Origin of the sequence: Variovorax sp. J22P240, assembly GCF_030316855.1 — a bacterium.
Taxonomy (GTDB): domain Bacteria; phylum Pseudomonadota; class Gammaproteobacteria; order Burkholderiales; family Burkholderiaceae_C; genus Variovorax.
Genome location: NZ_JASZYR010000005.1, coordinates 393,589 through 413,302, shown reverse-complemented (window position 1 = coordinate 413,302; position 19,714 = coordinate 393,589). Strand labels below are relative to the sequence as shown.

Genomic DNA, 19,714 nt, shown 5'->3' with positions numbered 1-19,714 from the left:
ATCCCCAAAGACACACGCAGTCAGGAAATCAATGCGGATCTTGCTCGTCGAGGACGACCGGGTGCTGGCGGATGCACTTTCGCGGGCGCTGGTGCAGTCCGCCCATGCTGTCGACGTCGTCACGACCGGCGAGGAGGCCGACCATGCCCTCGCCCTCGGCAAATATGACCTGGCCGTCCTGGACATCGGCTTGCCCGGGCTGAGCGGACTGGATGTGCTGAAGCGTCTCAGGGGCCGCAAGTCGACGATGCCAGTGCTGATGCTCACCGCCTTCGACACCCTCGCAGACCGTGTCCGCGGGCTTGATCTCGGCGCAGACGATTACCTGGCCAAGCCGTTCGATCTGCCGGAGCTCGAAGCGCGAGTCCGAGCGCTGCTGCGCCGCAGTACCCAGTCCACCCCCGACCTCGAACATGGTTCGCTGCGCTTCGATACCGTTGGCCGCCGTGTGTTCCACGACAAGCGGCCGCTGGATTTGTCGCCACGCGAACTCGCCTTGCTCGAACTGCTGCTGATGCGCGCGGGGCGTGTCGTGAGCAAGGAGCAAATGGTCAATCATCTCTATGGCTGGGGCGACGAGGTCGGCGACAACGCGATCGAAGTCAACGTCTACAGGCTGCGCAAGAAACTGGAGCCGCTGGGTTGCGAGATCCGCACCGTGCGCGGCATGGGCTACCTGATCGACAGCAGCGATGTGGAGGTCTGAGCCCCGGCTGCAGCGCAAGCTGCTGGCCTGGCTGCTCGGGCCGCTCACCGTCCTGCTGGTGCTCGATACGGCCGCCGCCTACTGGAACTCGCTGCGGTTCGCCAACCTGGCCTACGACCGTGCGCTGCACGAGATCGGCCGCGAGATCGCCCTGCACGTGAAGCTCGACGGAACGCGTCCCCGGCTCGAGCTCTCGGAGGCCGCGGCCAACATCCTGTTCGTGGATCCGGAAGACCAGCTCTTCTACCGGGTCATCGGCGAGAACGGCGCCGATCTGGGTGGCGATCCCCAGTTGCCTGCGGCGCGCGTTGGAAAGGCCGGCAAGCCGGACTTCTACGGCGATGCAGTGCGCGGCGAACCGGTGCGGATGATGGTGGCGTGGATGCCCGTCGGGCCGGATGCCGGGCCCCCGCAGGTTCTGGTGCAGGTGGCCGAAACGCTCAACAAGCGAGCGCGCCTGACCTGGGAAATGGTCGCGAATGTGGTGTTGCCGCAGCTGCTCCTGATCGTCATGGCGACGGCAGTGGTCTGGTTCGGGGTGTCGCGCGGGCTCGAACCGCTGCAGCGGCTGCGCCGTGCCGTATCGGACCGCTCGCACCTGGACTTGAGTCCCATCGACATTCAGGACGTCCCGGGAGAGGTGCGTCCGCTGGTGGACGACATCAACGAATTGATGGGGCGCCTTGGGCGCACTTTCGATTTCCAGAACCGCTTCGTGGCCGACGCCGCTCATCAGCTGAAGACGCCGGTCAGCGGCCTGAAGGCCCAGATCGAGCTGGCATTGAGGGAAAGCGATCTGCACCGGGTGCGCCATTCGCTCGCGCAGCTCTATATCAGCGCCGACCGGCTGTCGAGGCTGGTGCGCCAGCTGCTTTCGCTGGCCCGCAACGAGCCCGGTGCGCTCGACTCCATGCAGTTGCAGCCGTTGGACTTGAACGCCCACGCCCTGGAGGTGAGCATGGACTGGGCACCCCAGGCCATCAAGCGAAACATCGACCTGGGCTTCGAAGGCGCCGAACATCCGCTGATGATCGACGCCGACCAGGACCGCTTGCGCGAGCTGGTCAACAACCTGATCGACAACGCGATCCGCTACAGCCAGTCGGGCGGTCGAGTGACCGTGCAGGCTGCCCGGATCAACGACGATCAATGTCGCCTGGCCATCAGCGACGACGGCCCCCGCATCCCCGTGGAAGAGCGTGCCCGCATCTTCGAACGCTTTCACCGGCTCCTCGGTACGCAGGAGGATGGCAGCGGTCTCGGACTCGCCATCGTCAGCGAGATCGCCACGTTGCATGGCGCGCGCATCACGCTGGAGGAAGACATCGACGGCGTGGGCAACACCTTCAGCGTCTTCTTCCCTTTGCGCGCTGCCTGACCGGCGCAACCTCAGTCTGTAAGGTTCCTGACAGCTGGCAGACACCCGGCTGTCAGCGGCCCGGCAGAAAGGTGACAGGACAAGTCTCTACGCTCGACAAGGCCGAAACCACTGTGGTTTCGAACCATTGAATGAGGAGACACCGTGTCGCTTTTGTCGAGTGCTGAATTCTGGATCGCCCTGTCGCAGATCATCCTGATCAATATCGTCCTGAGCGGCGACAACGCGGTCGTCATTGCGATGGCCTCCCGCTCGCTGCCGCCCGCCCAGCAGAAAAAGGCCATCCTGTTCGGCAGCGTCGGAGCGATCGTGTTGCGCGTGGTGCTGACCTTCTTCGCCGTCTACCTGCTGACCCTGCCGTACCTCAAGCTGGTTGGCGCAGCGCTGCTGTTCTGGATCGGCATTGGCTTGCTTCAACAGGAAGACGAGGAAACGGGCCTGGAGGGCCACGCTGGTCTGGCTGCCGCCATCAAGACCATCGTGCTGGCCGATCTGGTCATGAGCCTGGACAACGTCGTCGGCGTCGCCGCTGCAGCCAAGGGAAATGTTCCGCTGCTCGTGTTCGGTCTGGTGATCAGCATTCCGCTGATCATCTTCGGCAGCACCTTGATCCTGAAATTGATGGATCGATTCCCGATCATCATCGTGCTCGGCGCCGCGCTGCTCGGCTGGGTGGCCGGAGAAATGGCCATTTCGGATCCGGCCATCGCTGGTTGGGTCGCCGATCGTCACGCGCTGCACACGATGGTCCCGGCCTTCGGTGCTCTGCTCGTGGTGGCGGTTGGCAAGTGGATGAGCAGCCGCCGCGAACAGCGCCGCGAAGAACTGCAGGCGACCAAGAAGCAGCCTGCCGTCTGAGGGTGCCGGCGTGACGCGTATCCTGGTACCCATCGACCCGGATCAGCCGGCCCGGACGCGCTCGGCCATCGAACAGGTCCTGCGCATGCGCCGGAACGACCGGGTGAGCATCCGCTTGCTGCGCGTGCAGCCCATGGTCTCTGGACATGTCGCGATGCTCTTCAACAAGCGCGAGCTGCTGGACTTGCAGCTCAGCGCGGGCGCCGAAGATCTGCAGTACGCGCAGAAGCTGCTCGATCTGGCCGGGGTGCCCTACGCCAGCACCGTGCTGGTGGGGCGCAGTGCCGAGACGATCGCCATGGCCGCACGCGACTACGGCTGCGACCGTATCGTCTTCGGACGCGACGAACCGAGTCTGGCAGGAACGATCTTTGGCTCGCTGGCGCAGCAGGTGCGTCAACACCTGAGTGCGAGCGGTGACCCCCAGGTCATCAGTTCCTGATCCAATCAGCCAAGACCAACCACTATTCCACCGTCACGCTCTTCGCCAGGTTCCGCGGCTTGTCCACATCCGTCCCGCGCGCGCACGCCGTGTGATACGCCAGCAATTGCAGCGGCACCACGTGCAGCAGCGGTGACAGCGCCCCGTAGTGTTCGGGCATGCGAATCACGTGAAGCCCCTCGCTGCTCTCGATGTGCGTGTCGCCGTCGGCCAGCACGTAGAGCACGCCGCCGCGCGCGCGGACTTCCTGCAGGTTGCTCTTGAGCTTTTCGAGCAGGGCGTCGTTGGGCGCAACGGCCACCACGGGCATCTCGCTCGTGACCAGGGCGAGCGGACCGTGCTTGAGTTCGCCGGCCGCGTAGGCCTCGGCGTGGATGTAGGTCACTTCCTTGAGCTTGAGCGCGCCTTCCAGCGCAATCGGGTAGTGCAGGCCGCGGCCGAGGAAGAGCGCGTTCTCCTTGCGCGCGAAGTCTTCCGACCAGCTGATGATCTGCGGCTCCAGTGCGAGCACGGATTGCAACGCCACCGGCAGGTGCCGCATTTCCTTCAGGTAGCGCGCTTCGTCGGCTTCAGGCAGGCGATCCTTCGACTGCGCCAGCGCCAGCGTGAGCAGGAAGAGGCCCGCGAGTTGCGTCGTGAAGGCCTTGGTCGACGCCACGCCGATCTCGACGCCGGCGCGAGTGATGTAGGCCAGCTTGCACTCGCGCACCATCGCGCTGGTCGAGACGTTGCAGATGGTGAGGGTGTGGTCCATGCCCAGCGATCGCGCATGCTTGAGCGCGGCCAGCGTGTCGGCGGTCTCGCCCGACTGGCTGATGGTCACGACCAGGGTCTTCGGATCGGGCACGGAATCGCGGTATCGGTATTCGCTCGCGATCTCGACCTGCGTCGGGATCTTTGCGATGCTTTCGAGCCAGTACTTGGCCGTGCAGCCGCTGTAGTAGCTGGTGCCACAAGCCAGGATCAGCACGTTGTCGATTTCGTTGAACACGCGCCACGCGGCCGCGCCCGGTGCGCCGTCGGTGCCGACGCCGTCGAAGAGCTCGGGCACGATGCCTTCCACGCCTTCGAGCGTGTCCGAGATCGCGCGCGGCTGCTCGAAGATTTCCTTCTGCATGTAGTGGCGGTAGGGCCCAAGTTCCGCCGCGCCGCTGTGCGCCTGCACCGTGCGCACGACGCGGGTCACGGGCTTGTGGGCGCGGTCGACGATCCAGTACTTGCCGGGCTGGATGTCGACCACGTCGCCCTCTTCGAGGTAGACGATCTGGTCGGTCACGCCGGCCAGCGCCATGGCATCGCTCGCGAGGAAGTTCTCGCCCTCTTCCTTGCCGGCGCCGAGGATCAGCGGTGAGCCGGCGCGCGCGCCGACCACCCGTTGCGGCTCGTCGCGGCAGATCGCAGCGATGGCGTATGCACCCTGGAGTTGCTTGACGCTCGCCTTCACGGCTTCGAACAGGTCGCCGTCGTAGTGGCTGTCGATCAGGTGCGCGATGACCTCGGTATCGGTCTGGCTCGCGAAGACATAGCCCTTCGCCTGCAGCGCCGCGCGCAGGGATTCATGGTTCTCGATGATTCCGTTGTGCACCAGCGCCACCCGTCCGGGCCGAGTGGTCTCCGCATCCGTGCCGGGGCCGTGGCTGAAATGGGGATGCGCGTTGTGCACCGCCGGTGCGCCGTGCGTGGCCCAGCGCGTGTGGGCGATGCCGGTGCTGCCTTCGATGCGGTCGTCCCGTACCTGCGTCAGCAGTTCGGCCACGCGCGAAGTGGTGCGGGCACGCTGCAGGCCGCCCGCGTGGACGGCCACGCCGCAGGAGTCGTAGCCCCGGTACTCGAGCCGCTGCAAGCCCTGAACGAGGACGGGAACGATATTGCGACCGGAAACGGCGCCGACGATGCCACACATATGAGTTGCTCCTGCGATTGGAAGTTGGAGCGATGGTAGGCCGATCGCCATGAAATTTTCGGTCAGTTTTTTATGCTATTTGACCTTGAATTTCTCATCAGACGAATGATGGACTTTTATTCCACTATCATCATATTTGTGAAATTTTCAGACCTCGATGACATCGACTTGCGCCTGCTCGACGCGCTGCAAGATGACGCGTCCCCAAGCAACCAGTCGCTCGCCGAGCGCTTCAACCTCTCGCCGCCCACCTGCCTGCGCCGCCTGCGCCGCCTGCGCGAGGCAGGGTGGATCGAAAGCGAGGTCGCCATCCTGAGCGCCGACCGCATCGGCCCTCTGCTCACGGCAGTGGTCGAGGTCTCGCTCGACCGGCAGGACGCCTCCGCGCTCGACGCCTTCGAGCAGCGCGTCGCGCCGGACGATGCGGTTCAGCAGTGCTACCGCGTCTCGCCCGGCCCGGATTTCGTTCTCATCGTTACCGTGCGCGACATGCCCGCCTACCAGGCGCTCGCACAACGCCTCTTCACGAACGACGCCAACGTGCGCAACGTGAAGGCCTTCTTCAGTATCAAGCGCGCGAAGTTCGCACCCCGCGTGCCTCTGCCGTCACTCGCCTGACCTCACCTGAGCGCGGCGCAACCGCCAATTGCATGGATCCAGGAACACCGCGGAACCGGCTCCGCCGGGCCGCCGGTGTTGCCCCCGGCAGGGGGTGGGCGGCTACACGAAGTGAGCAAGCCTGGGGGCGAGCTACTTTTTCGGTCGCTGCCAGTTCGGGAAGCTGGTTTGACGCGCCCGCGAGATGGTCAGCGCACCCGGCTCTGTGCTCTTGGTGATCGTCGAGCCCCCGCCGATCGTGCCACCGGCACCGATCGTGACGGGCGCGACCAGCACGCAATTGCTGCCCACGTGCACGTCGTCACCAATGATCGTGCGGTGCTTGAAGGCGCCGTCGTAGTTGGCAGTGATGCTGCCGGCGCCATAGTTGACGCGCTGGCCGACCGTGGCGTCACCCAGGTACGCGAGGTGGTTCGCCTTCGCTCCCGCGGCGAGGGTCGAGTTCTTGACCTCCACGAAGTTGCCGATGTGCACCTCCGCGCCCAGGCGAGCGCCGGGCCGCAGCCGCGCGAAGGGCCCGACCAGCGAGCCGGCGCCCACCGTCACGCCGGCCTTCTCGCCGTCGATGTGGGTGAACGGATGGATCACCGCACCGGTCTCGATGCGCGCATTGGCGATCACGCAGTTCGCCCCGATGCGCACGCCGGCGCCCAGTGACACCGCGCCTTCGAACACGCAGTTGACGTCGATCTCGACATCCGATTCACACGCCAGCGTGCCGCGCAGATCGAAGCGCGCCGGGTCGGCCAGCCGGACGCCTTGCACCATCAGCGCGTCGGCCTGGCGACGCTGGTAGGCGCGTTCGAGCGCCGCAAGTTGCGTGGGGCTGTTGACGCCGGCCACCTGCAAAGCGTCGTCGGTTCGGTGGGCGACGACCGGAACGCCGTCGATGGTCGCGAAGCCCACCACGTCGGTCAGGTAGTACTCGCCCTGCGCGTTCTTGTTGTCCAGCCGCCCGAGCCAGGATTTGAGGAGGCGCGTCGGCACCGCCATGACGCCGCTGTAGACCTCCTGGATGGCGCGCTGGGCCTCGTTCGCGTCCTTCTCTTCGACGATGGCGAGCACTTCGCCCTCGGCTTCGTGCCCCGGCGCACGGATGATGCGGCCGTAGCCGGTCGGCTCGTCGACACAGATCGTGAGGAGCGCCAGGCGCCGGCCGGCGCTCTCGGCCACCAGCGCGCGCAAGGTGTCGTCACCGATCAGAGGCACATCGCCCGAGAGAACCACGACCGTGCCATCGTCGGGAAGGAGCGGCGCCGCCTGCTGCATGGCGTGGCCCGTGCCGAGTTGCGGCACCTGGCGCGCGAACTGGGGCGTCACGCCCGCCACGGCGCCCTCGAGCGCGGTCTCGACATCCGTCGCGCCATGGCCGGTCACGACGACGACGTTGCGCGCGCCGATACGTCCCGCGGTGTCGATCACGTGCGCAACAAGTGCACGCCCACCCAAACGATGCAACACTTTCGGCAAGCTGCTCTTCATGCGCGTGCCTTTTCCGGCCGCCATGATGACGACGTCGACGGGTTCCTGGTTGTTGTCCTGCGGAGTCTGATTCATGCCTTTTTCTCTGATTCGTTGCGCAAAGCTGGCGCGAATTATCGGCGTGCTGGTTCTCGGCGCCACTCTGGCGGCGTGCAGCGCGGTCAAGCTGGCATACAACAATCTGCCGGAAGTCAGCTATTGGTGGCTCGACGGCTACCTCGATTTCGACGGCACCCAGACCCCCCGTGTGCGCGACGAGTTGGACCATCTGCTGGCCTGGCATCGCCAGAACGAACTGCCCAGGGTCGTCGCCATGATGCAGAAGGCGCAGACGCTGGCGCCCAACGACGTCACGCCCGAGCAGACCTGCGACATGGTGAACGAGATCCGCAACCGGCTGCTCGCCCTGGCGGAGCGAGCGGAACCGGCCGGCGCCGAACTCGCGGTGAGCCTGACCGAATCGCAGTTGCAGCAGCTCGAACGCAAGTACACGAAGATCAACGCGGACTACCGCAAGGATTGGCTGGAGCGCAGCATCGAAAAGCAGCAGGAGATGCGCTACGAGAAATTCGTCGAACGCAGCGAGGATTTCTACGGGCGGCTCGATGCGCAGCAACGCGATCTCCTCAGGCTGCAGGTGGCGCGGTCCGTGTTCGATCCGCGCGAACTCGATGCGGAACGCAAGCGGCGTCAGCGCGAGGCGCTGACGCTGCTGCGCCGCTTCAACGCACAGAAGACCCCGCCGCCCGAAGCGCAGGCGGCGATCCATGCCTACGTGCTGCGCATCGCCAGTCCGCCGCCGGGTCCCTGGCGCGACCGGCAACAAGCGCTGCAGCGGGAGGCCTGCCACGACATCGCCGAGTTCCACAACCAGACCAGCCCGGCCCAGCGCGACAAGGCGGTGCGGCGGCTGCAGTCGTACGAGAACGATCTACGCGACTTGGCGACGGCGCAGTGAACTCCTGGAATACGCCAAACGGCACATGAAAAGTGCGGCGACAAAGTACAACATTTGTTTACACTTGGGCGCGACTCACCAGATCACCCATGAACATCTCGCTCTGCACGCTCTTCGAAGGAAACTACCATTTCGGCGTCGCGGCGCTGTCGAATTCACTGATTGCCGCGGGCTATGAGGGCGACCTGTGGGTCGGCTATCGCGGTGCGCTGCCGGGCTGGATCGTGGATTCGCCGGCCTTCGATCGCGCCACAGGCCAGTTGCAGATCGCGCCGACACTGAAGCTGTGCATGGTCGAGCTCGACACGCCGCTGCACTTCACCTACTACAAGCCCACCTTCATCCGCGAGATGTTCGAGAAGCATGCGCCGGCTTCGACCATCGTCGCCTACATCGATCCGGACATCGTCCTGAAATGCGACTGGCCCGCCTTCACGGGATGGTTCACCGAAGATGGCATTTCGCTCGCGGAAGACGTCAACTGGTGCTTTCCGGCACGGCACCCCAAGCGCCTGCTGTGGAACCGCTTCTTCGAGCCGCACGGCGCGACGCCGCGACGCACGCTCGATCGCTACTACAACGCCGGCTTCATCGCGGTCTCCCGCCAGCACCTGGACTTCCTGGACCTGTGGCGCCGCCTGTGCGACCTGGTGGTGGCCTACAACGCCAACTCCAAACAACTGAAGGCTGGAGGCTCGGCGGCCCTGTTCCATTCGACGGACCAGGACGCTCTCAACTTCGCCCTCACGGTCTGCGAGGCGCCGCTCAACACCGCCGGCCCCGAGGCCATGGATTTCGCGCCCGGCGGCTACTACCTCTCGCACGCCATCGGCTCCGTCAAGCCCTGGCACGGCGGCCACATCCGCCAGGCCCTGCGCGGCCGCCCACCCACTGCCGCCAGCAAGTGGTACTACCGCTTCGCCAATGCGCCGATCAAGGTGTATTCGGACGGCGAACTCGCCAAGCGCCAGTTCGCGCTCAAGCTGGCCGCCGCCATCGGCCGCGTCTACAAGCGCAGCTAGCCAAAACTCCAGAGACACCGCGGAACCGCCTCCGCCGGGCCGCTGGTGTTGCCCCCGGCGGGGGGTGGGCAGCCACACGAAGTGGGCAAGCCTGGGGGCGAGTCACATCTTCCGCCCGCGCAAGATGAGCAGGGAGTATTGATAGACGAAGTTGGCCACGCTGGTCGCGATCGCAAAGCCCAGCACCGAGCGCAGGTCGCTCACGCCGACGATCGCCAGATAGGCGACCTGCGTCACCAGCGTCACCGGGATGCTGTAGGTCTGGCCCGCCGTCACGCCGCGCACCGTCATCGTCCGGAAGGCGAAGCCCGACGCGTTCTGGAGGATCGAGGCCAGGAACACCATCCACACCAGCGGTTCCATGCTGCGGTACTTCTCGCCCAGCAGCAGGATCCAGTACTGCGGAAGGTAGATCGAGGTCAGCAGCACCAGCGCCATCAGGAAGAGATAGACCAGGTGGCCCTGGAGCAGCATCCTGCGCAGCCGCTCCCCCTCCGGCGCACGCGCGATGACGGGGAACAGCAGGATGTTGGTGACCCGATCCACCACGATGAGCACCATGGCCAGCCGGCCGAAGGCCCCCACCTCGGCCACCATGCTCGAGGTGCCGAACATCGAGACCAGGAACACGGTGATCACGCCCTGCACCTGGTAGAAGATCGCCGGCAACACCAGGGGCTTGGCGATCTGGATCACCTGCGCATCCACGCGTCGGGCGTCGTCGCCTTCCAGCCGGGAATTCACGATTTCGCGAGACCTGAATTCGTTGCGGTAGAGCACGACGCTCACCAGGCTCGCGGCGGCCGTGGCCGCCACGATGCCGGCCACGGACCACGAGGTCATCGGCAGCAGCAGCACCGCGCCGACGAAGGCGATCCGCACGAAGTGCGACGAGAACCCGATCCGGTTCAGGGTGGAGATGTGGCCCAGGATCAGCAGCACCGTGCTGGCGAAGTGCTCCCGCAAGGTCAGGAGCACGATCACGATCATGAACGCCGACGCCAGCAGATAGCCTCCCCCGCCCCAGCCATGCTCGCGCGAGGTGATGAACCAGTAGGGCGCCACGATCGCCAGCCCCAGGCCCAGCAACAGCCAGCGCTTGCGGAAGACCTGCTGGCAGGCGCCGACCACCCAGGGAATCTCGTTCGTGCGCTGCCCGACGACCGGAAGGCAGCAGTGCGCGAGCCCCAGGTCGGTCACGCCGAGGATGAGCGTGATGCAGGCCACCAGGAAGGTGTAGGCGGCGTACTGGTCCTTCGGCAGCACGTTGACGATGAGCAGGCCGGCGATGCCGCCGACGGCCACGCCAAAGGTTTCGACACCGCCAACCATGGCGATCTGGCGCAAACGGGCAAGGAGCTTCACAGGCAGGCGGCGTCGGTCATGTGAATGGCCGGCGGTCGCCGGGCTGGCTGGGAGCCGCGGATTATCCGGGCAGGGCCTCTACGATAAGCGATGGCGTTCGGAAGCCGCGTCAGATCAGCGGCGTCGGCCGCATGGGCCGTTCGAAATAGTCGCCCAGGCGCTCGAGCGCATGCGGCTCCATGATGCGCAGCCACCCACTGTCGAGCTTGTGCAGCCCGAGGCGCTCGAGGCGCCGCAATGTCTTGTTGGTGTGCACCAGCGACAAGCCGAGCGCATCCGCGATGTGCTGCTGGTTGAACGGAAACTCCGCCCAGCCGTCGCGCACCATGCCGACGCGCTCCGCCCGGCGATAGAGGTGCATAAGCAGCATGGCGACGCGCTCGCTGGCATTGCGCCGGCCCGCGGTGACGAGGTTGTCGTCCACCATCTTCTCCTCGCGCGCCGTGAGCCAGGTGATGTCGTAGCCGAGCTTGGGGTGCGAGCGGAACAGGTCCCAGAGCTTGTCGCGATCGAAGGCGCAGAGCGTGACGCCGGTCACGGCTTCCACGCCATGGGTCTCGCCGTCGGCGAATTCCTCCTGCAAGCCCATGAAATCGCCCGGCAGCAGGAAACTGAGGATCTGCCTGCGGCCGTCGCTGAGCGTCTTGTAGCGAAAGGCCCAACCGGAATAGAGCGTGAAGAGTTGGGGGCTGGCGCGCTGCTCGGCAATGATGGGCCGACCGGCTTCGACGATGCGCGTACCGCTGCGAAACGATTCGATCACGCGCACTTCCTCCGCAGACGCGGGCACGAAGGCGGGGTTCTTGCGCAGGCCGCATTCGTCACACGGATGTGCACAGCGAGGCGGAGAGACGGGAGCTGGATAGTCCTCGAACTTCACCTGAACACTATAGGCCACACGCGTGTGTCTTTTGACATTTTCCGCCGCGTTGCCCGCTCCTAAACTGCCGACGCCTCTCCCCCTGAACGTCGATGCAACTCCACGAAATCCTGTATTCCAGCCTGCTTGCGCCAGACCAGCCCACCACGGTGGTCGGCCGGATCGTCACCCGGGCACGAGCCCGCAATGCGGAGACCGGGATCACGGGCCTGCTGGTGTTCGACGGCATGCGCTTCTGCCAGCACTTCGAGGGGCCGAGCGAACAGGTGCTCTCGCTGATGCGCCGTCTCCAGGCAGACCCCCGCCATGCGGAGGTGCGCGTGCTCTTCGAGGGTTCGCTGCTGCAGCGCCGCTACCAGCGCTTCGAGATGGGCTTTGCCGAGGTCGAGGAACGCGACGACCTGGCGGACGTCTTTGCCCTGCAAGGCGCCGAGGCGCTGCAGCGCTTTCTGGCGCTGCGCCCCCGGTTCGACATCGCTGGCTGAACTCAGGCAGCGCGGGCGACCGCGGCGGCATCCCACGTGTAGGTCGCGCCGTTGCCGTCCCACGGCTCCATCACGATGCGCTGGCCACGGTCCACGGCCAGCGATTCGCCCGGGGCCAGCACGAGATCCTCGCTGCCCGAGTGGACGGTGGCATCACGCGTGATCCACACCCTGCCCTGCCGGACGCGCAGGACACTGGCGCTGGAAGCCTTGAGACTGATCGCATGGCCGGCTTCCAGCTGCCAGGCACCGCGGCGCACTGCCGGCGGCACGGCGGCCGGACGGGCCAGTGCAACGGAGGGAAGCGAAGAAGAGGTGCAAACGGCAGACATGGTGGACTCCTGGGAGGGATTTGAAAGTGCGCAAATGGCGCGCTTCGGGAATGAATGATCCGCCCGCCCTCGTTGGCAGTCCAATGAAAACGCGGTAGCCTACTGATTCCGGTTTCGCATCAATCGCCAAGCCGCCCGAAGCCCTCCGACATGCTCCATTCGCAAACCCACCTCCGTTCCCGGCCGATCTCCGCCGGCCATCTGCGTGCGTTCGAGGCCGTCGCCCGACACCTGAACTTTCGCGCAGCTGCCGAGGAAATGGCCCTCACCCAATCCGCCGTCAGCCGGCAGATCCAGTCCCTGGAAGAAGAAGTGGGCGTGCCGCTGTTCCTGCGCCACACGCGGGCGGTCGAACTGACGAGCGCCGGTGCGCATCTGCTGCTGGCCGTCCAGCAGTCGCTGCCGCGCATCGACGGCGCGGTGCGCCTGATTCGCCAGAACGCGGGGCGCAAGAGCGTGTCGCTGACCACCTTCGCCTCCTTCGCCTCGATGTGGCTGATCCCGCGGCTGGAGGCCTTCCAGCGCGACAACCCGGAGATCGACATCCGGATCGACGCCAGCGACGTCGCGCTCGACCTGGACATCGCGGACGTCGACATCGCCCTGCGCTACGGCCCGCGGGAAAACATGCCGCCGGGGGCGATGCGGCTCTTCGGCGAGACGATCACGCCGGTGGCCAGCCCCTGGCTGATCAAGAGCAACCCGCAGATCAAGGAACCGGCCGACATCGCCCGCTTCACGCTGATCGAGGCCGGCGACGCACATCGCACGCACCTCGAATGGCTGACCTGGCGCCGCTGGTTCGAGGTCAACAACCTGTCGCGCGCCGAGCCGCGGCGTTGGCTCTATTTCAACTACGCCTACCAGATGGTCCAGGCCGCACTCACCGGGCAGGGCGTGGTGCTGGCGCGCAGCTCGCTCATCGCGGAAAGCCTGGCCAACGGCGACCTGGTGGAAGTGCTGCCGCACTACCGCATGGATTCACCGATGGCCTACTGGCTCATCACCGGCCCGCGCAGCGCGCAACGCTCCGAGATCCAGGCCTTCAACGAATGGCTGCTGAGCCAGGCCGTGACCACCCGCGAAACCATCGGCGAAGTCCCCGACCCCGACACCATCGATCAGATGGACTGATGCCCCGGCGGTCAGGCCCGTTGGTGAAACACCGCGGAACCGGCTTTGCCGGGCCGCAGGTGTTGCCCCCGGCAGGGGGTGGGCGGCTACACGAAGTGAGCAAGCCTGGGGGCGAGCCTTACCCCCTGGGCCAGACTACGCCATCGTCATTCAGGATGGCGTCCAGCGGCACGTCGTGCGCCTCGGGCTCGAAATTCGCGACGAGGCCGTTCGCGAAACCGAGCCCCACCGTGAAGGGCCGCGGCTCCAGCGCCGCGAGCGTGCGGTCGTAGAAGCCGCCGCCGTAGCCGAGCCGATAGCCGCCCTCGCTGTAGCCCAGGCAAGGCACGAAAAGCAGCGTCGGCACGATCAGTTCGGTGTCCTTCGGCTTCGGGATGTCGAAGGCATCGTTTTCCATCGGGCAGCCGGGATACCAGGAATGGAAGGTCAGGGTCTTGTGCACCCGGTCGACCACCGGCAGTCCGATGCGCCGGCGGTGTGGTTCGTCGAGCAGTTCGCCGTCCTCTTTCCAGCGGTGCAGCGCGGGCAGCGGATCGAATTCGCCCTTGATCGGCCAGTAGGCGCCGATCACCGTGTCCGGCCGCCCGACCAGCCAGATGCGCATCACGCGCTGCAGCAGGTCGGCGCGAGCGAGACGGTCGGGCATGGCGAGGCGCTGTTCGATCAGCGCGGCACGCACTTGGCCCTTGAGAAATGTGGCAGTTGCCGAGGTGTCGGCACCCTTTGACTTGTCCATAATCCCCCGATGCAGTTCGCAAGCATTTTGGCATCCGCGCGCCGCCAGCCCCGCGCCTCCCTTTCCACCCTTTCTCTTTCGCTCGTGCTGGCGGCTGCAGCGGTGCTCCAGCCCGCCCGCGCGCAAAACGGCAACGACGACGTGCTGCTGCAGATGAAGCAGGCCGCCCAGCGCGGCGACAAGGCCCGCCTCGCGGCCCTGCTGCCGCAAGCGCGCGGCCACGCGCTCGAACCCTGGGCCGCGTACTGGGAGTTGAAGGCCCGGCTGCAGGAGGCGAGCCCGCAGGAGGTGCAGGACTTCCTCACACGCTACGCCGGCACCTACCAGGAAGACCGCCTGCGCAACGACTGGCTGCTGCTCGCGGGCCAGCGCCGCGACTGGGACAGCTTCATGACCCAGCACCCGGCCTATCGCATGAACGACGATGCCCAGGTGCGCTGCTACGCGATCCTGGTCGACACGCTGCGAAACGGCAGTGCCACCCAGGCGCAAGCCGACGAGGTGCGCCGCGCCTGGCTCGGCCAGCGCGAACTGGACGACGGCTGCTTGACCGCCGCCGACCGCATGATCGGCGCGCGCCTGATGTCGCCCAACGACGCCTGGAAGAAGGCCCGCCTGTCCATCGAGGCCAACCGTCCGCAGGCCGCCCGCGCGGCGGTGATGCTCGTCGCACCCGATGCGATCCCGATGTTCGACGAGATGAACGCCAGCCCCGCCAAGTTCCTGACCGGTCGCGGCTTCGCCGTCGCCAAATCGCGCCGGGAGCTGGTGGTGCTCGCGCTGATCAAGATGACCGTCGCCGATCCGGAGATGGCCGCCTCCCAGCTCGAAAGCAAATGGGCGACGATGCTCTCCGCCGAGGAGCGCAACTGGCTCTGGGGCGCCATCGGGCGGCAGTTCGCGACCAAGCTCTCGCCGATGGCCAACACCTATTTCGCGAACGTCACGAAGATCGGCGACCTGTCCGACGACATGCTCTCGTGGAAGGCCCGCGCCGCCTTGCGCGCCGGCGCATGGAAGCAGGTGCTGGCCGCCATCGACGCGATGAGCGAAGTGCAGCAGCTCGATCCGACCTGGGTCTACTGGAAAGGCCGCGCGCTGACGGCCATCGGCGGCGACGATCGCCGGGCCGAGGCCCGCACGCTCTTCGAAAGCATCGCAGGCACACGCGGCTTCTACGAACTGCTGGCCCTCGAGGAGTTGGGCCAGCGCGCCGCAGTGCCCACGCGCCCCGATCCGCTCACGCCCGAGGAGAAGGCCGCGGCACGCAACAACCCAGCGCTCCAGCGCGCGCTCTACGCCATCTCCATCGGCCTGCGGCCCGAAGGCACGCGCGAGTGGAACTACGCGACCAACCTGCACGACAAGGGCGGCATGAGCGACCGCGATCTGCTCGCCGCCGCCGACCTCGCCTGCCAGCGTGAGGTGTGGGACCGCTGCATCAACACCAGCGAGCGCACCAAGGGCGTGATCGATATCGACCAGCGCTTCCCGATGCCTTTCCGCGACACCGTGGTGCGCAAGAGCCAGGAGATCGGCCTCGACCCGGCCTACGTCTACGGCCTGATCCGCCAGGAAAGCCGCTTCATCATGGACGCGCGCTCGGGCGTCGGTGCCTCCGGCCTCATGCAGGTGATGCCGGCCACCGCGCGCTGGACCGCCAAGAAGATCGGCATGTACGACTTCACGCCCGGCCAGATCAACGACCGCGAGACCAACATCACGATCGGCACCAACTACCTGAAGCTCGCGCTCGACGACTTCGACGGCTCCATGGCGCTGGCCGCTGCGGCCTACAACGCCGGCCCCGGCCGGCCGCGCAACTGGCGCAACGGGCCGGTGATGGACGCGGCGATCTGGGCCGAGAACGTGCCCTTCACCGAGACGCGCGACTACGTCAAGAAGGTGCTCGCGAACACCACGAACTACGCAGCGCTGATCTCCGGCCGGCCGCAGTCGCTCAAGGACCGTCTCGGTCGGGTCGGGCCGCGTGATGCCGCGCTGCCGGAGCCCAACAAGGACCTGCCCTGATCCGCATCCTGCAGAACCTGCGCGCCCGGTTGCCCGACTGGGCCAACGAAACGCTGGACATCGCCATCCCCTTGATACAGGTGGCGCTGATCCTGCTGGCGGCCTGGCTGGTGTACCGCTTCGTGCGCCGGGTGATCGAGCGCGTGACCACGAACTACGCATTGCCCGAGGACGTGGCCGTGATCACGCGCCGCACCGTCGGCTCCCTGCTTTATGGTGGCGCCCTGCTATGGGCCCTGGAGCGGCTGGGCGTCTCGGGCACCGTGCTCTGGGGCGCCTTCACCGGCTTTGCTGCCGTCGGCGCCGTGGCCTTCTTCGCGGCGTGGAGCGTGCTGTCGAACATCTTCTGCGCGCTGCTGATCTTCACGACCCGCATGTTCTGGCGCGGCGACACGGTCGAGGTGCTGGAGAACGGCGAAAAGCCGGGTCTCAAGGGCCGCGTGATGGACATCAACCTGGTCTACACCACGCTGCAGGAGAGCGGCAGCGCAGAGGAAGGCACCACGCTGAAGATCCCCAACAGCATGTTCTTTCAGCGCGCGGTGCGCCGCTGGCACGGCAGTTCCCCTGCGCTGCCGCGGACTGTGGATCTCACTTCACCGCGCTCCCCGGACACCCCGACCGGCTGATCTTCGAAAAAGTGCCGGCGTCCTACAGTCGGTTGCGCAGCCCGCAGCCAAACTGCGGCCTCTCCCCTTTCCTCCTGCAGCATGGCCGCCTCTGTCTGGGCCGCGACCACCGAGGTGCTCGCCGCCGAGTTCTCCGACGTTCCGGATCTCCCGCAAGTACTGCGCATCCTCGTACGCCTGTTGCTGGCCGCGATTCTGGGATTCATGCTGGGCTTCGAGCGCGAGCACCAGGGCAAGGCGGCTGGGGTGCGCACCCACATGCTGGTGGCGATCGGCTCGGCCCTCTTCGTGCTCGTGCCGCAGCAGGCCGGCATCCAGGCGGCCGACATGAGCCGGGTGATCCAGGGCCTGGTGGCGGGCGTGGGCTTCCTGTGCGCCGGCACCATCCTCAAGCAGGGCCGGGACGAGCAGAACGTTCAGGGCCTGACCACCGCGGCCGGCCTCTGGATGACCGCGGCGATCGGCATGGCCTGCGGACTCGGCCGCGAAGTGACCGCAGTGCTCAGCGCCCTGCTGGCGCTGGTGGTACTGGCGCTCGTGCCGCGGCTGGTGACACTCATCGAGCGGCTGGTGGGCCCGCCCGCGCCGGAAGCGACGCCACCGCGCGTGATCACCAAGCCGGACGACGCTCCCCCGCGCTAAGCATCAATTCCGGGCCGCGATGGCATCAATGGCCCCGGCCGACGCCGCTAGCATCGAAGGCTTTGCATCACTTCCGAGAGGCCCGCATGATCAAGCTTTACATCGGCAACAAGAACTACTCGTCCTGGTCGATGCGACCCTGGGTGCTCATGAAGCAGGCCGGCATCGCGTTCGAGGAAGTGATGGTCCGCTTCGATTCCTTCGACGAGCACTCGAAGTTCAAGCACACCATCCTGCCGCTCAACCCGACGGGCACGGTGCCGGTGCTTCAGGACGGCGACATCGTCGTCTACGACACCCTCGCCATCTGCGAATACCTCGCCGAGACGCATCCCGATACCAAGCTCTGGCCCGCCGACAAGGCCCGGCGCGCCCAGGCACGCAGCGCATGCGCCGAGATGCACGCGGGCTTCCGCGCGCTGCGCAGCCACTGCGGCATGAACATCGAGGCCGACCTGAGCCTTCAGGGCCGGTTGATCCTGCGCGACCAGCCCGCCGTGCGCGCCGACCTCGACCGCATCGTGCAACTCTGGAGCGGCCTGCTCGATGCCCATGGCGGCTCGATGCTCTTCGGCGAGTTCAGCACCGCCGACGCCTACTTCGCGCCTGTCTGCATGCGCATCAAGACCTTCGCCCTGCCCGTGCCTGCCGCCATCTCTGCCTATGTCGCGCGCGTGCTGGCCTTGCCGGGCGTCGAGGCCTGGATCGCCGAAGCGCTTGTCGAGAAGGACTTCGTTCTCATGGACGAGCCCTACCGCCTGGAGCGCTGAGGGAATCGGGGCGCCCTACACTGCGCCCCATGCAAACCTATCTCGTCGGCGGCGCGATCCGCGATGCGCTGCTGGGCAGGCCCGGCAGCGATCACGACTGGGTCGTGGTCGGCGCCACGCCCGAACAGATGGTCGCGCGCGGCTTCCTGCCCGTGGGGCGCGACTTCCCCGTCTTCCTGCACCCCGAGACGCGTGAGGAATACGCGCTCGCCCGCACCGAGCGCAAGAGCGCGCCGGGCTATCGCGGCTTCGTCGTCCATGCAGCGCCAGACGTCACGCTCGAACAGGACCTCGCGCGGCGCGACCTGACCATCAACGCCATCGCGCTGCCCGAAGCGCGGATCAACGCCTCCGACCGGCTCGACCTGGACCCGGCCGATCTGGTCGACCCCTTCCACGGCCAGCGCGACCTGCAGCAGAAGCAACTGCGCCACGTGACCGAGGCCTTCCGCGAAGACCCGGTGCGCATCCTGCGCGTCGCGCGTTTCGCCGCGCGCTTCGCCGACTTCCACGTCGCCCCCGAGACGATGGTGCTGATGCGCGAGATGGTCGAAGCCGGCGAAGTCGATGCACTGGTGCCCGAACGTGTCTGGCAGGAACTCGCGCGCGGCCTGATGGAAGACAAGCCCTCGCGCATGTTCGAGCTGCTGCGCGAATGCGGCGCGCTGGCCGTGCTGCTGCCCGAGGTCGACCGCCTCTGGGGCGTGCCTCAGCCGGAAGCCCACCACCCCGAAGTCGATACCGGCGTGCACCTGATGATGGTGCTCGACATGGCAGCGCACCTGCACGCGCCGCTGGCGGTGCGCTTCGCCTGCCTGGTGCACGACCTCGGCAAGGGCACGACGCCGGCCGACGTGCTGCCGCGCCACATCGGGCACGAGCAGCGCAGCGCGAAGCTGCTGCGCGCGGTGTGCGACCGATGGCGCGTGCCCGTCGACATCCGCGAACTCGCCGACGTGGTCGCCCGCGAGCACGGCAACATCCACCGCAGCGGCGAACTGAACGCGGCGGCGGTCGTCCGCCTGCTGGAGCGCTGCGATGCCTTCCGCAAGCCGGATCGCTTCGACGAGGCCCTGCTGGCCTGCGAATGCGATGCGCGGGGACGCCTCGGCCTCGAAGACGCGCCCTATCCGCCGCGCACGCGCCTGCTGGCGGCCCTGGCCGCCGCGCAGTCCGTCGCCACCGAGCCCATCGCACGCGAAGCGCAGCAGGCCGGTGCGGCAGGACCGAAGATCGGCGAGGCCATCGCGCGCGCACGCATCGCCGCGGTGGACGCGGCCCTGCAACCCTCCTCCTGAAGGTGGATTGACGGCTTTGGCCGACGCGCCGCGCGGCGTGAGTCT

The 19,714-nt window shown here is 66.7% G+C and carries 20 protein-coding genes; 14 read left to right on the top strand and 6 right to left on the bottom strand.

Annotated elements, in window-relative coordinates:
- Positions 1–31: 31 nt before the first annotated feature.
- The 4 genes from QTI24_RS16800 (at position 32) to QTI24_RS16785 (ending at position 3,384) form a co-directional block, all read left to right on the top strand.
- The gene (locus QTI24_RS16800; RefSeq protein ID WP_286601901.1) at positions 32–706 is read left to right on the top strand and encodes a response regulator transcription factor; all 675 of its coding nucleotides are present in this window, start codon (positions 32–34) and stop codon (positions 704–706) included.
- Positions 693–2,084: a sensor histidine kinase gene (locus QTI24_RS16795; RefSeq protein WP_286601900.1), complete on the top strand. Its 1,392-nt coding sequence runs from the start codon at positions 693–695 to the stop codon at positions 2,082–2,084. Before QTI24_RS16800 ends, QTI24_RS16795 begins: the two co-directional genes overlap by 14 nt.
- Before the next feature lie 144 nt (positions 2,085–2,228).
- The gene (locus tag QTI24_RS16790; RefSeq protein WP_286601899.1) at positions 2,229–2,942 is read left to right on the top strand and encodes a TerC family protein; all 714 of its coding nucleotides are present in this window, start codon (positions 2,229–2,231) and stop codon (positions 2,940–2,942) included.
- A 10-nt stretch (positions 2,943–2,952) separates the two neighbouring features.
- Entirely contained in the window at positions 2,953–3,384 is a 432-nt protein-coding gene (locus QTI24_RS16785) for a universal stress protein (protein WP_286601898.1), read from the top strand.
- A 22-nt stretch (positions 3,385–3,406) separates the two neighbouring features.
- Here QTI24_RS16785 and glmS read toward each other — a convergent pair whose 3' ends face one another.
- Positions 3,407–5,287 (bottom strand): glutamine--fructose-6-phosphate transaminase (isomerizing), encoded by a 1,881-nt coding sequence (gene glmS, locus QTI24_RS16780; protein ID WP_286601896.1) that lies wholly within the window; start codon positions 5,285–5,287, stop codon positions 3,407–3,409.
- 138 nt (positions 5,288–5,425) lie between these two features.
- On the opposite strand from glmS, the gene QTI24_RS16775 reads away from it, so the two are divergent.
- Positions 5,426–5,905 carry an Lrp/AsnC family transcriptional regulator gene (locus QTI24_RS16775; protein ID WP_286601894.1) on the top strand — a complete coding sequence of 160 codons (480 nt, stop codon included), beginning with the start codon at positions 5,426–5,428 and terminating at the stop codon, positions 5,903–5,905.
- Positions 5,906–6,037: 132 nt separating this feature from the next.
- On the opposite strand, the gene glmU is transcribed toward QTI24_RS16775, so the two are convergent.
- On the bottom strand, positions 6,038–7,462 hold the full coding sequence (glmU, locus tag QTI24_RS16770; RefSeq protein WP_286601893.1) for a bifunctional UDP-N-acetylglucosamine diphosphorylase/glucosamine-1-phosphate N-acetyltransferase GlmU: 1,425 nt from the start codon (positions 7,460–7,462) through the stop codon (positions 6,038–6,040).
- Between glmU and QTI24_RS16765 the strand changes: the two genes are divergently transcribed.
- Together QTI24_RS16765 and QTI24_RS16760 are read left to right on the top strand one after the other, a co-directional pair.
- Positions 7,461–8,345 (top strand): DUF6279 family lipoprotein, encoded by an 885-nt coding sequence (locus QTI24_RS16765; protein WP_286601892.1) that lies wholly within the window; start codon positions 7,461–7,463, stop codon positions 8,343–8,345. The two genes, glmU and QTI24_RS16765, sit on opposite strands and share 2 nt — an antisense overlap.
- Before the next feature lie 89 nt (positions 8,346–8,434).
- Positions 8,435–9,367, top strand: a complete 933-nt coding sequence (locus QTI24_RS16760; RefSeq protein ID WP_286601891.1) for a hypothetical protein — start codon at positions 8,435–8,437, stop codon at positions 9,365–9,367.
- Positions 9,368–9,469: 102 nt separating this feature from the next.
- Here QTI24_RS16760 and QTI24_RS16755 read toward each other — a convergent pair whose 3' ends face one another.
- Entirely contained in the window at positions 9,470–10,732 is a 1,263-nt protein-coding gene (locus QTI24_RS16755; RefSeq protein ID WP_286601889.1) for a polysaccharide biosynthesis protein, read from the bottom strand.
- Positions 10,733–10,841: 109 nt separating this feature from the next.
- Positions 10,842–11,612, bottom strand: a complete 771-nt coding sequence (locus QTI24_RS16750; protein WP_286601956.1) for a Crp/Fnr family transcriptional regulator — start codon at positions 11,610–11,612, stop codon at positions 10,842–10,844.
- A 92-nt stretch (positions 11,613–11,704) separates the two neighbouring features.
- Between QTI24_RS16750 and QTI24_RS16745 the strand changes: the two genes are divergently transcribed.
- A complete protein-coding gene (locus QTI24_RS16745) occupies positions 11,705–12,097 on the top strand; it encodes a BLUF domain-containing protein (RefSeq protein ID WP_286601888.1) in 393 nt (130 codons plus the stop codon).
- A 2-nt stretch (positions 12,098–12,099) separates the two neighbouring features.
- Here QTI24_RS16745 and QTI24_RS16740 read toward each other — a convergent pair whose 3' ends face one another.
- Positions 12,100–12,429, bottom strand: coding sequence for a DUF2917 domain-containing protein (locus QTI24_RS16740; protein ID WP_286601887.1), 330 nt, complete (start codon positions 12,427–12,429; stop codon positions 12,100–12,102).
- Between the two features lie 150 nt (positions 12,430–12,579).
- Between QTI24_RS16740 and QTI24_RS16735 the strand changes: the two genes are divergently transcribed.
- Positions 12,580–13,563 (top strand): LysR substrate-binding domain-containing protein, encoded by a 984-nt coding sequence (locus QTI24_RS16735; RefSeq protein WP_286601885.1) that lies wholly within the window; start codon positions 12,580–12,582, stop codon positions 13,561–13,563.
- A 118-nt stretch (positions 13,564–13,681) separates the two neighbouring features.
- Here QTI24_RS16735 and QTI24_RS16730 read toward each other — a convergent pair whose 3' ends face one another.
- Positions 13,682–14,299 (bottom strand): 5-formyltetrahydrofolate cyclo-ligase, encoded by a 618-nt coding sequence (locus QTI24_RS16730; RefSeq protein WP_286601884.1) that lies wholly within the window; start codon positions 14,297–14,299, stop codon positions 13,682–13,684.
- Positions 14,300–14,308: 9 nt separating this feature from the next.
- Between QTI24_RS16730 and QTI24_RS16725 the strand changes: the two genes are divergently transcribed.
- From QTI24_RS16725 to QTI24_RS16705, 5 genes are all read left to right on the top strand, one after another.
- Positions 14,309–16,330 (top strand): lytic transglycosylase domain-containing protein, encoded by a 2,022-nt coding sequence (locus QTI24_RS16725; RefSeq protein WP_286601882.1) that lies wholly within the window; start codon positions 14,309–14,311, stop codon positions 16,328–16,330.
- A gap of 29 nt (positions 16,331–16,359) precedes the next feature.
- Positions 16,360–16,959, top strand: a complete 600-nt coding sequence (locus tag QTI24_RS16720) for a mechanosensitive ion channel family protein (protein ID WP_286601881.1) — start codon at positions 16,360–16,362, stop codon at positions 16,957–16,959.
- Between the two features lie 81 nt (positions 16,960–17,040).
- On the top strand, positions 17,041–17,601 hold the full coding sequence (locus tag QTI24_RS16715) for an MgtC/SapB family protein (RefSeq protein WP_286601879.1): 561 nt from the start codon (positions 17,041–17,043) through the stop codon (positions 17,599–17,601).
- Positions 17,602–17,687: 86 nt separating this feature from the next.
- Positions 17,688–18,371, top strand: a complete 684-nt coding sequence (locus tag QTI24_RS16710; RefSeq protein ID WP_286601878.1) for a glutathione S-transferase family protein — start codon at positions 17,688–17,690, stop codon at positions 18,369–18,371.
- Positions 18,372–18,400: 29 nt separating this feature from the next.
- Complete coding sequence (locus tag QTI24_RS16705) at positions 18,401–19,669, top strand: multifunctional CCA addition/repair protein (RefSeq protein ID WP_286601877.1); 1,269 nt, start codon at positions 18,401–18,403, stop codon at positions 19,667–19,669.
- Positions 19,670–19,714: the final 45 nt, after the last annotated feature.

Excerpts from the sequence above, each read along its gene's own strand:
- QTI24_RS16800 (WP_286601901.1), top strand. The coding sequence starts at position 32 with ATGCGGATCTTGCTCGTCGAGGACGACCGGGTGCTGGCGGATGCACTT.
- QTI24_RS16795 (WP_286601900.1), top strand. The coding sequence starts at position 693 with ATGTGGAGGTCTGAGCCCCGGCTGCAGCGCAAGCTGCTGGCCTGGCTG.
- glmS (WP_286601896.1), bottom strand. The coding sequence starts at position 5,287 with ATGTGTGGCATCGTCGGCGCCGTTTCCGGTCGCAATATCGTTCCCGTC.
- QTI24_RS16765 (WP_286601892.1), top strand. The coding sequence starts at position 7,461 with ATGCCTTTTTCTCTGATTCGTTGCGCAAAGCTGGCGCGAATTATCGGC.
- glmU (WP_286601893.1), bottom strand. The coding sequence starts at position 7,462 with ATGAATCAGACTCCGCAGGACAACAACCAGGAACCCGTCGACGTCGTC.
- QTI24_RS16760 (WP_286601891.1), top strand. The coding sequence starts at position 8,435 with ATGAACATCTCGCTCTGCACGCTCTTCGAAGGAAACTACCATTTCGGC.
- QTI24_RS16745 (WP_286601888.1), top strand. The coding sequence starts at position 11,705 with ATGCAACTCCACGAAATCCTGTATTCCAGCCTGCTTGCGCCAGACCAG.
- QTI24_RS16740 (WP_286601887.1), bottom strand. The coding sequence starts at position 12,429 with ATGTCTGCCGTTTGCACCTCTTCTTCGCTTCCCTCCGTTGCACTGGCC.
- QTI24_RS16735 (WP_286601885.1), top strand. The coding sequence starts at position 12,580 with ATGCTCCATTCGCAAACCCACCTCCGTTCCCGGCCGATCTCCGCCGGC.
- QTI24_RS16730 (WP_286601884.1), bottom strand. The coding sequence starts at position 14,299 with ATGGACAAGTCAAAGGGTGCCGACACCTCGGCAACTGCCACATTTCTC.
- QTI24_RS16725 (WP_286601882.1), top strand. The coding sequence starts at position 14,309 with ATGCAGTTCGCAAGCATTTTGGCATCCGCGCGCCGCCAGCCCCGCGCC.
- QTI24_RS16715 (WP_286601879.1), top strand. The coding sequence starts at position 17,041 with ATGGCCGCCTCTGTCTGGGCCGCGACCACCGAGGTGCTCGCCGCCGAG.
- QTI24_RS16710 (WP_286601878.1), top strand. The coding sequence starts at position 17,688 with ATGATCAAGCTTTACATCGGCAACAAGAACTACTCGTCCTGGTCGATG.
- QTI24_RS16705 (WP_286601877.1), top strand. The coding sequence starts at position 18,401 with ATGCAAACCTATCTCGTCGGCGGCGCGATCCGCGATGCGCTGCTGGGC.